Raw genomic sequence first — 11,752 nt, forward strand, 5'->3', positions numbered from 1 at the left:
TTACTATGAGGATTTGGCAAAAATTCCTGAGTTCTTCTCTAGTATTAGCTGCGTTGATATGTTTGATGATGACCAGTGCTTTTCGTCTATATCAAGCCGAGACAGCTGCGGAAAAAATTCAGAAAAGAACGGCTTATGCACTCAGTATTACTCATAGCTTAGAAAAAGCTTTAAAAGATCAAGCCCTAGCACTCAAAGATTTTGTAGTTCTAGGCTATAATATTACAAATATGATACAGTTTCAAAAAATCAGGTCTAATTTTCTGATAGACCTCGATAAGTTAGAATTTGTGATGGATGAAGTACCAGAATTATCATTTGTGCGTCGTCGTCACGCTTTTTTAACACATTTAGCCAACACTATAGATAGTAAAAATAATTTAGTTACATCTCAACAGGATTTGCAAGCAATTAACTCTTACATACAAGATATTACATTTTACCTAGCTGATATTTCTCAGAAAGCTCAAAAACAAAATAATACTGCTAATGAGAGGGTTGCAAGAATCAGAAAAATGAATACAAATTTTCAATTTTTAGGCATTATTGGTATATTTTTAATATTTTTGTTTAAACTAATAATGATTATACTTCCAGTTATTCGCTCATTGCATAAACTGCAAATTGGAGTAGCAAAAATTGGTGCAGGTGATTTAAATTATCATTTAGATATTAAAACTAACGATGAAATTGAACAATTAGCAGATGAGTTTAATCAGATGACCATGAAATTAAGAGATTTTTATTATTCTCTAGAATCCAGAGTTTCTGAAAGAACCTCGGAACTTTTTGAACTCAATCAAGATTTACAGACGGAAATAGTTGATAGAAGAAAAGCGGAAATTAATCTGAAACAGTCTCAGATTCAATTAACACAAAAAGCCCAAGAACTAGAACAAGCACTGCAAGAACTCCAGCAAACTCAAATTCAATTAATTCAAAATGAGAAAATGTCAAGTTTGGGACAGCTAGTAGCTGGTATAGCTCATGAAATTAATAATCCCGTTAACTTTATTCATGGTAACATTACACCACTTGAAGAATGTTTTCAGAATTTGATTCAATTAATAAATCTGTATCAAACCTACTATCCCCAACCTGTGGATGAAATTCAATACTACATGGAAGATATAGATTTACCATTCATTGTTGAAGATACAAGTAAAATAATTGCTTCTTTAGACGTAGGAGCTAAAAGAATTCGTGAAATTGTTTTATCTCTCAGAAACTTCTCTCGACTGGATGAAGCTGATATCAAAGAAGTAAATATCCACGAAGGAATTGATAATACATTGTTAATTCTTCAGCATAGAATTAAAGGAAAACCTCAAGAAGCTGAAATTGAAGTTATCAAAAATTATGGTGATTTACCCGTAGTTGAATGTTACCCAGGTCAACTAAATCAAGTATTTATGAATATTATTAGTAATGCCATAGATGCTCTAGAAGAACACAGAAATAAAAATTCTTTATCAGACATAAATACTTGTAATAAGAGAATTTATATTCAAACCAAGCTGATAAAAAATGATCGGATTGCTATTCATATTGTAGACAACGGGATGGGAATACCAGAAGAAAGTCGCAATCGTATATTTGATCCTTTCTTCACTACAAAACCTATTGGTAAAGGAACCGGTCTTGGCCTGTCAATTAGCTATCAAGTTATTACTGCCAAGCATGAAGGGAAATTGCAATGTATTACTACACCAGGAAAGGGAACAGAATTTATTATTGAACTTCCGATTAAGCAACATAATTAGTTTCCAAATCGTGTTTATAATTGCGTATAATCTACAGCAGATTGCAAGTGAATGAGGTACAAAGTGAAAATCAAAATATGACTGTAGCGCAGCTTTATCAAACATCAAGCGGCTTTCACTCCTGACTCCTGAATTCTGCTTGCTGTATTTGTTAGGTTACATACCAATTTTATAGCAATCCTAAATCATTATGAAACTTCACTTATTAAAACCACTAGCGTTTATTGATTTAGAAACCACAGGAGTAGAGGTTACTAAAGATAGAATTGTGCAAATTGCCGTCCTCAAAGTATTTCCAGACGGCAGAGAAGAACTGAAATCTCAAATAATTAATCCCACAATTCCTATTCCTCCCACTGTTTCAGTAGTACATGGAATTTATGATGATGATGTAAAAGATGCACCTACCTTTGCTGAAGTTGCTCTTGACTATTTAAATTTTCTTGATGATAGTGACTTAGGTGGGTTTAATTCCAATAAATTTGATATTCCTTTGCTAGTAGAAGAATTTTTACGTGTCGGAATATGTTTTAAATTGCCTGGGAGAAATTTAGTAGATGTGCAAACCATATTTCACACAATGGAACGACGCAATTTAAGGGCAGCTTATAAGTTTTATTGTGGTCAAGATTTAGTAGGAGCGCATGATGCAGCAGTTGATATTCGTGCGACTTATGAAGTTCTCAAAGCACAAATTCAACGGTATGAAAATGTAGAATATAGTAATGATGGTTCTCCTGTACCTGTGCCAATTAAAAATGACATCAACATTTTAAGTCAACTGACTACCTTTAATTTTTTAGACCCCACAGGTAAACTTATTTATGATGAACAGAAAAAAGCCATTTTGTTTAACTTTGGTAAATATAAAGGCAAACCTTTGCTAGAAGTATTTTCAAAAGATCCCAGTTATTACGACTGGATGATGAATAAAGGAGATTTTTCATTATCTACTAGGAAAGTTTTAAAAAGAGCTTGGAAAGCAATTCATGATTCGTAATTCGTAATTTACTCGTTCCCATTACTCATTCCCATACTCTGTATAGGAATGAATTATAGAAGGCTCTGCCTTCTACATATAGTTCACACTAAGTAAGTCGGCTCGAAAAAACCAAGGTATGTAACAAAATGTAAAATCTCTGAAAGTCTCTTGCCTTGCCATAACGACAATTTTCAACGCCTACCTACTTATGCTGCGTTATAAGCTACAGTAGAGTCAGAGCCTCTGTGATTGCATTCCCAGTCTGAGACTGGGAACGAGATAAACAAAATCATAGGCAATATTTATGTTTACAGACAACCTCAAAGAGATTTTATTTGAGCATTTGCAGCACACAGTCCAACTCTTTAATGTTGATCCAATAACGTCAAATAAAGCCTTTATTTACCTTGTTTCAGTTTATTCTGAACCCAGTCGATACTATCACACATTACAACATATTCACTCTGTTCTGACTACAATTGACACTTTAAAAACATCTGTCCAAGACTTGCCTTCTGTACAACTTGCAGCCTGGTTTCATGATATAGTATATGACACTCATGCTTCAGATAATGAAGAAAAAAGTGCCGAATATGCTGCTATTTTTTTGAAAAAACTAGCAATTCCTAATAGCACTATTACTAAAATTCAAAATCTAATTTTGTGTACTAAAAATCATCAAGCCGATGATATAGATAGCCAAGTTTTACTGGATGCTGATTTAGCAATCTTAGCGGCTGATACGGTTCAATACCAAGAGTATGCCAAAGCTATTCGTCAGGAATATGCTTGGGTTCCAGAAACTGAATATATTACAGGTAGACGACAAGTATTAGAGCGATTTTTGCAACGTAAATCTATTTACTTTACACCTTTAATGTTAGAGTCTGCTGAAGAATTAGCCCGGTTGAATATCAGCACTGAATTAAAACAGGACTTACACAAAACAGAACGGAAGTAGGGGTAATTCATGTAGCTTGCTTCCCGAAGGGTATTACCCCTACGCAAGAATCAGGTTTTGAGTTCAATCTTGCGTAAGTCCTATTAAAATATTCGCTGGTACGATAATATATATAAAATCTAAATAAATTAAATATTTATATGATAATTCTACACCCATTATCAGATTTTATTAACCCCAATACTGAAATTATCACCCCACATCCCAGCTATTATTATGAGGGTAAATGTCCCCAAACTGGTGAACTTCTCAAATTACCACGTACAGCTTTAGTAGAAGCTATCGCTAAAAGGTTAATGCAGCAACTGAGCGAAAATCAAATTTACACACGTGAAGGTAAAATGTATGGTGTTTTATTAGTTGAATTACCCAACGGTGAACCAAAAATTATTAAAGCATTTTCCGGACTTTTAAATGGTTATAGTGTAGTAAAAGGTTGGGTTCCCCCCATTCCCGGACGTGAAGAAGTTGCTTTAGCAGAAACACAGACTTTAGCAAAGTTGGCAGAAATTAAACAAGAAATAATAACTCTTAAACAAATTCCCGAACGACAACAATATGAAACATTAACTGTTGAATTTAAACAGCAGTTACAAATAATGAATTTACAACATAATCAAAGTAAACAACAACGACAGGAAAAACGCCAACAATACCAACAAACCCTGAGAGGAGAAACCCTTGAAATTGCCATAGCACAACTAGAAGCCGAAAGCTGTCAGCAGGGAATTGAGAGGAAATATTTAAAACGTCGTCAAAATGAACTGTTGCAGCCTTTAGCCGAGCTAATAACAGCCGCAGATAACAGAATTAGAGAACTCAAACAACAGCGAAAAGAACTATCAAGGCAATTGCAAACCCAAATGCACGCTGCATATAGCCTGACTAATTTTTATGGACAATCTCTATCTTTACAGCAATTAATACCAGGAGGAATACCCACAGGAACGGGGGAATGTTGCGCTCCTAAATTGTTACATTATGCCGCAACTCATAAATTAAAACCTCTCGCAATGGCAGAATTTTGGTGGGGTGAATCCTCAATACAGGATAAAGTACAAGGAGAATTTTATGGTGCTTGTGTAGAAAGATGTCAGCCTTTAATGGGGTTTTTGCTATCAGGATTAAAATCTCAAACTTCTGATTTTCAAAAGTTAGAAATTATTTATGAAGATCAATGGTTAATTGCTGTGAATAAACCCCCAGGATTACTATCTGTACCTGGGCGTTATCATTACAATCAAGATAGTGTTCTCAGTCGGTTACGGAATTTGTATGATTTAGAATTGATGACAGTACATCGTTTAGATCAAGAAACTTCTGGTATTTTGATATTGGCACGCGATAGCACCACCCATTCACAACTAAATCAACAATTTGCAAAACGACAAATACACAAAATTTATGAAGCCGTTCTTGCAGGTTCACTCACCACAGACCAGGGTATAATTGATTTACCATTGTGGGGAAATCCAGAAAATCGTCCTTATCAAACAGTTGATTTAGAAAAAGGTAAACCCAGTTTGACTAACTTTCGAGTCATAGGAAAACAAGGAAACCATACCCGTGTAGAATTTATCCCTCTCACAGGACGTACCCATCAGTTACGGGTTCATGCTGCTGATGTGCGAGGATTAGGAGTAAAAATTTTAGGTGATCGCTTATATGGTTGCAATGCTAATGTGAGCCGATTACATCTACACTCCAGAGAAATCACTTTTCAACATCCTCACACAGGGGAAACTTTGCATTTACAGACAAAAACACCCTTTTAATTCAGAATTCATAGGGAACAGGGAACAGGGAACAGGGAACAGGGAACAGGGAACGAGAAAACAGGGAACAGGGAACAGGGGGAAGTTAATAACCCAATCACCAATCACCAGAATAATTTACGAATGCAGCCTTTATCGGTAAACTCAAATATTGCATACACATGACTGGAGCGCAAAACTTTGGGCATAGAATTACGCAGTTTCGTATTTCTAGACAATCTGCAACCGCAACACGCCGCATATATGGGAACAGTAGCCCAAGGTTTCTTACCATTACCAGGGGATACATCCCTGTGGATTGAAATCTCACCCGGTATTGAAATCAATAAAATTACAGACGTAGCCCTCAAATCAGCCTCTGTCCGTCCGGGAGTACAGGTAGTAGAAAGATTGTATGGACTATTAGAAGTGCATTCTGGTTCTCAAGGGGAAACACGAGCCGCAGGCCAAGCTATTTTAGCCATGCTGGGAGTGAAAAAAGAAGACTGTCTCAAACCCCGTGTCGTTTCTAGCCAGATTATTCGCAATATTGACGCTTACCAAACTCAACTCATCAACCGCACACGCAGAGGCCAGCTACTACTCGCAGGACAAACACTGTACGTTTTAGAAGTTGAACCAGCTGCTTACGCTGCACTCGCAGCCAACGAAGCCGAGAAAGCAGCACAAATTAACATTTTAGAGGTGCAAGCGGTAGGAAGCTTTGGCCGACTGTATTTAGGTGGGGAAGAACGGGATATTTTAGCAGGTGCAGCGGGAGCTTTAGCCGCGATTGAAAATGTACCAGGCCGCACACCACAGAGTCAGCGTCAGGAATAGAAGGAGAAAAAATGGCAAGTCGAGAGCATTTAGCCCTACTTCAAGCAGGTGCAGTTACCTGGACAGGCTGGAGACAGCGAAACCCCCAAATTGAAATTGACCTTAGCACCGCTAACCTAGAAGGGGAAAACTTCCGGGGTGCAAATCTCCAAGGTGTGAATTTAACCAAGGTAAATTTAAGTCACGCTTTACTGGTGCGAACAAATTTGAGTGGTGCAAATTTAAGTAGTGCTAACCTGTCTCAAGCCAAGTTGATAGAAGCCAATCTTTCTCAAGCTAACTTGAGTATTGCTAATTTGAGTGGTGCAACACTGACACAGGCAAATTTAAGTCAGGTAACTTTAATTGGTGCTGATTTGAAGGCAGCTAATTTTAGAGGTGCTGTAATTACAGATGCTAATTTAATTGGTACTGATTTGAGCAATGCTAACTTAAAAGATGCAGATTTGGCAGGAGCAAAACTCATCCGCAGCAATCTTGGTTTTGCTAACCTAATTGGTGTTAATTTAATTACTGCTGACATGAGTGAAGCCAATTTGTATGAATCCGAACTAATGCAAGCTTACCTTTACCAAGCTAATTTTTATAAAGCTAATTTAACCAACTCACATTTAGGAAGTTCATATCTATTCAGAGCTAATTTGAGTGAGGCGAATTTGATGAATGCTGATTTAACTTGGGCTAATTTGAAATATGCAAATTTGGCAGGTGCAAATCTTCAAGGTGCGAATCTGAGAGGTGCAAATTTAACAGGTGCTAACCTCAAGGGTGCGAATTTACAAGATGCAATTATGCCAAGTCTTTATGGATGTGATTAGAATCAGCAAAGTATATCACTTAAACCTATAAGTTATTTAAATATAATTTACACAAAAAAGGTAAACATCTAGTTTTTTCGCAATAAGTCTAAGTTTTTTCTCAATAATATTGACAATTTATCGCAAATCTCCAACGATTTTACTAGGCTCTTGACTTCTTAACTGGTTATGGTAATATTATGTGTGAATAATCCAAGGGGTTATTATGTCTGAATTAAGATTTTCAGGATTTTAAAATTTACAAGATGTAAACTCACATCTTGCACCAAGCCCAGGTGATTAGAAAGATACTGCTAGACAAACTAAGTCCGTCTGCACGGACTCACAGAAAATCAAGGGTTTGAAACCCACGCAGGTGGGTTTTGTATGTATAGCCGTGACTTCCAGTCGCCTGGTGCAAGATGTGAGTAAATATAAAAAAATCTTGTTCATCCATTAATCCTACAAATCCTGATTCTGACAAAAAAAGGTCTATTTATAAAATATTTCTGCACAATAAAGAATCTTTCTTTTCTCTTCAGTAAAATTCTTTTTCAGATTGTTGATTAAAGTTCCATCATGGATGGTTTTTTTGTGCTGGTAATGTAAAAATTTATTTAATTCCGCAAAGATTTGGACTGAATTGCTACCGACAACATTCACATAGTCTAGATTGTGTAAATTATGCCATTCCCTATATATGTTTAGAATATAATTTTGACAATATGCACAAAATTTTGGCATTATTTCCAAACATCAATCATATCTTAGAGTCTAATTACTATATACCCCACGGGCATTGCTACCTTTGGCAAACTCCCCTAGTGGGATTGCATTTAGTGAGTGATGCGTTAATTGCGATCGCCTATTTCTCGATACCGGCAATGCTGATCTATTTTGTCAGCAAGCGGAATGATATTCCCTTCTCCAATGTTTTTGTCTTATTTGGTGCATTCATTATCCTCTGTGGTACAGGGCATCTCCTCGACATTTGGACGTTGTGGCATCCAGACTACTGGATTTCCGGCATTGAACGCGCCTTAACTGCCCTAGTTTCTTGCTATACAGCTTTACAGCTAGTAGAACTGCTACCGCAATTTTTGTCACTGCGAACACCAGAACAGCTAGAAGCCATCAACCAGGAATTAGAAAAGCAAGTAACAGAACGGCAACGCACCGAGGAAACCTTGCGAATGATTGTGACTGGAACTGCTTCTGTAACTGGTAACGATTTTTTTCCGGCTCTAGTGCAGAATCTGGCAACAGCACTCGATGTTAACTACGTTATGGTGTCGGAAGCAGTAGATAACTCCCTATCAAAACTGCGTACCCTTGCCCTCTGGTCTGTTTCTAATTTAGTAGAAAACATTGAATATGACTTAGTGGGTACTCCCTGCCAAACCGTAGTTGAGGAAAAATTACTGTATTCTTATCCAAATAATTTACAGGATTTGTTTCCCAATGCCCCATTACTCCAAGAAATGGACGCACAGAGCTACGTGGGTGTACCCTTGCTGGATAGGGATCAGCAGGTGATTGGCAATCTCTGCATTATAGATGTCAAACCCTTTCTTACGGATGAACGCACCAAAGCAATTTTCAGTGTCTTCGCCGCCAGGGCATCTGCTGAACTACAACGTAAATGGGCAGAAGAAGAAAAACGCCAAGCTTATGAGGATCTGGAATTCCGAGTTGAGGAGCGCACTACTGAACTTGTGAGAGCTAATAACGCTTTAGAAAGCGAAATTAGTGAACGTATTGCGGCGGAAGAGGCGATGAGAGTGATGGCAGAACGGGAAAAAGCCATCAACGGCATAATTTTACGAATGCGTCAAACCCTGAATCTAGAATCTATTTTCCATGTCACCACCACTGAATTACGTCAAGCCGTTGGGTGCGATCGCGTTCTCATTTACCGCTTTCAACCGGACTGGAGTGGAGAATTAGTGTCTGAGTCTGTCGCTGATGATTGGACTATGATGCTACCGACACGAGCAAATGATCCCAAACTCACCAAGGTGGCCGTAAATCAACCTAACTGTATCACAACTTTACTTAGCACTTCTGATATATTGATCCGTGATACCTACTTACAGGAAAACAAAGGCGGTTTACTACGCCAAAAAAACAGCTATTACTGTGTTAGCGACATCTACGCCGCAGGATTTGATTCTTGCTATCTCAATCTTCTCGAAGAGTTGCAAGCACGGGCTTACATTATCACCCCCATCTTCTGTAAACAGCAAATTTGGGGCTTGTTAGCAGTTTATCAAAATGGCCATCCCCGACAGTGGCAAGAGGCAGAAATAGGAATTGTCACCCAAATAGGTAATCAGCTAGGGGTGGCTGTGCAGCAGGCAGAATTATTTGCTCAAACCCAGCAACAAGCAGAGGAACTAAAAATAGCCAAAGAAGCCGCAGACAAGGCTAACCGGGCAAAAAGTGAGTTTCTAGCAAATATGAGTCATGAACTGCGTACTCCCCTGAACGCCATTCTCGGCTTTACTCAGTTGATGCAGCCGGATCAATCCCTGAGTTTTGACCATCAACAGTATATTGAAATCATTAACAACAGTGGTGAACATCTGTTAGCACTAATTGATGATGTGCTAGAGATGTCTAAAATCGAAGCCGGAAGAATCACACTCTATGAAACAGAGTTTGATTTACACAAGTTGCTCTTCAGTTTGGCAGCCATGCTGCAACTAAAAGCACAATCCAAGGGTCTACAACTGAGTTTTGATTTTCATCCTTCAGTACCCCAGTACATCAAAACCGATGAGAATAAACTGCGTCAGGTATTAATCAACCTGCTAGGCAATGCCATCAAGTTTACTGAACAAGGTAGTGTCATCCTCAGAGTAAGAAAAGAGGCAGCAGTTGAAAAGCTAATCTCCCTATCTCCCCAATCCCCAATCACCAATCTCTGGTTTGAAGTTGAAGACACTGGGCCTGGGATTGCCCCAGAAGAACTGGGTGATTTATTTCAGGCATTTCAGCAAACACGAGCGGGACATAAATCTAAACAGGGTACAGGTTTAGGTTTAAAGATCAGTCAGAAGTTTGTAGAATTGATGGGCGGTGAAATTGCTGTTATTAGTAAACTAGGTCAAGGTAGTAGTTTCAGGTTTCACATTCAGGCTGGTTTAGCTCCAGCAACCCCCACTTTTCATTCATTTACCCCTGATGATGTAGTTAGCATTGCTCCGGGGCAGAACTATCGGATTTTGATTGCTGAGGATAATGCTACCAACCGATTGCTACTGAGCCGCGTCTTAAAAAATCTAGGTCTGGAAGTGCAAGAAGCTGAAAACGGACAGGTTGCGATCGCTCTTTGGCAGCAATGGCAACCTCACCTGATTTTTATGGATATGCAGATGCCCATCCTCGACGGTTATGCAGCTACTCAACAAATTCGGCGTTGGGAACAAGAATTAGTAGAACCTGGAGAAAGACCCAACCCCACAAAAATCATTGCCCTAACTGCAAGCGCCTTTACTGAACAGCGACAGGAAAGCTTGAGCGCAGGCTGTGATGACTTTGTTAGCAAACCATTCAGCAGGGAAGAAATTTTAGAAACTCTATCCCAACATCTGCAAATTCAATATCTGCATAAATCAAATTCAGTAAATGAGATCAGCCCTAACTCTTTAGCTCACAAACCGGAATTTATTCTCAATACCGTTGCTTTGGGTATCATGTCGGATGAATGGATGGCCGAGTTATATTTCGCCGCCGCCCAAGGTAACGATAGCAGATGTCTCCACCTCATTAATCAAATCCCACCTGAACACACTGCGTTAATTACGGCTTTAACCAGATTGATTGAAACCTATCAATTTGACCAATTGATGACACTAACTCAGCCAGCTAACAGTTAACAGTTATCACTTATAGGACTCCTATTTGATTTTTGTTCAAAAATCAGTATACCTTTATTCCTTCTTTCCTGTTCCCTGTTCCCTGTTCCCTGTTCCCTGTTCCCTGTTCCCTGCCTCTACGAGTAAGTATGGCTACGCCACGCTCCGCGAACAAGAATCAAACCGGATTGCCATATCACTGTTTACCATTCTCTATCACCTGCCACTTTCAACGTAAAGTTATGAGCAATAAAAGCCCAGAACATCAACCTTCACCACAAACCACTCAGACTAATATTTTGATTGTTGATGATGTTATAGAAAACATTCGTCTCCTCTCTAGCATTTTGGAGCGTAATGGATACCAGACCCGTAAAGCAATTAGTGGAGCAATGGCTCTAACTACTGTTGAAGCATCTCCACCCAGTCTGATTTTGTTAGATGTGAGAATGCCTGATATTAACGGCTATCAAGTTTGTCAACAACTAAAATCAAACCCGAACACTGCCCATATTCCCATCATTTTCCTAAGTGCAGCTGATGCTGTTGCCGATAAAGTCCAAGCTTTTCAAGTAGGTGGTGCAGACTATATTACTAAGCCATTTTATATAGAAGAGGTATTGGCAAGGGTTGAACATCAATTAACCATTATTAAAGCTCAACAAACAATTTGTGATCTGAATGCAAAGCTAGAGGAACTTGCCAGTTTTATCAACTCAAACTTGAGCAGCAAATCTATGGAATTTCAGCAAATTACAAATGTATCTGTTTAGGTAGGGTCTAGCGTGTGGGGGA

General features: G+C 38.5%; 8 protein-coding genes. All 8 read left to right on the top strand.

Annotated features, from left to right (window positions below; translation table 11 throughout):
• The first annotated feature begins 5 nt into the window (after positions 1 to 5).
• A complete protein-coding gene (locus tag H6G06_RS07880; RefSeq protein WP_190558785.1) occupies positions 6 to 1,763 on the top strand; it encodes a sensor histidine kinase in 1,758 nt (585 codons plus the stop codon).
• Between the two features lie 190 nt (positions 1,764 to 1,953).
• A complete protein-coding gene (locus H6G06_RS07885; RefSeq protein ID WP_190558787.1) occupies positions 1,954 to 2,763 on the top strand; it encodes a 3'-5' exonuclease in 810 nt (269 codons plus the stop codon).
• 286 nt (positions 2,764 to 3,049) lie between these two features.
• Complete coding sequence (locus tag H6G06_RS07890; RefSeq protein ID WP_190558789.1) at positions 3,050 to 3,706, top strand: HD domain-containing protein; 657 nt, start codon at positions 3,050 to 3,052, stop codon at positions 3,704 to 3,706.
• Between the two features lie 140 nt (positions 3,707 to 3,846).
• The gene (locus H6G06_RS07895) at positions 3,847 to 5,481 is read left to right on the top strand and encodes an RluA family pseudouridine synthase (protein ID WP_190558791.1); all 1,635 of its coding nucleotides are present in this window, start codon (positions 3,847 to 3,849) and stop codon (positions 5,479 to 5,481) included.
• A 180-nt stretch (positions 5,482 to 5,661) separates the two neighbouring features.
• Positions 5,662 to 6,300: a beta-carboxysome protein CcmP gene (locus tag H6G06_RS07900; RefSeq protein WP_190558793.1), complete on the top strand. Its 639-nt coding sequence runs from the start codon at positions 5,662 to 5,664 to the stop codon at positions 6,298 to 6,300.
• Between the two features lie 11 nt (positions 6,301 to 6,311).
• Positions 6,312 to 7,118 (top strand): pentapeptide repeat-containing protein, encoded by an 807-nt coding sequence (locus tag H6G06_RS07905; protein WP_190558795.1) that lies wholly within the window; start codon positions 6,312 to 6,314, stop codon positions 7,116 to 7,118.
• 716 nt (positions 7,119 to 7,834) lie between these two features.
• Positions 7,835 to 10,978 carry a GAF domain-containing protein gene (locus tag H6G06_RS07910; protein WP_242039627.1) on the top strand — a complete coding sequence of 1,048 codons (3,144 nt, stop codon included), beginning with the start codon at positions 7,835 to 7,837 and terminating at the stop codon, positions 10,976 to 10,978.
• Between the two features lie 221 nt (positions 10,979 to 11,199).
• Positions 11,200 to 11,730 carry a response regulator gene (locus H6G06_RS07915; RefSeq protein WP_190558799.1) on the top strand — a complete coding sequence of 177 codons (531 nt, stop codon included), beginning with the start codon at positions 11,200 to 11,202 and terminating at the stop codon, positions 11,728 to 11,730.
• Positions 11,731 to 11,752: the final 22 nt, after the last annotated feature.

Source organism: Anabaena sphaerica FACHB-251 (genome assembly GCF_014696825.1).
GTDB lineage: Bacteria > Cyanobacteriota > Cyanobacteriia > Cyanobacteriales > Nostocaceae > RDYJ01.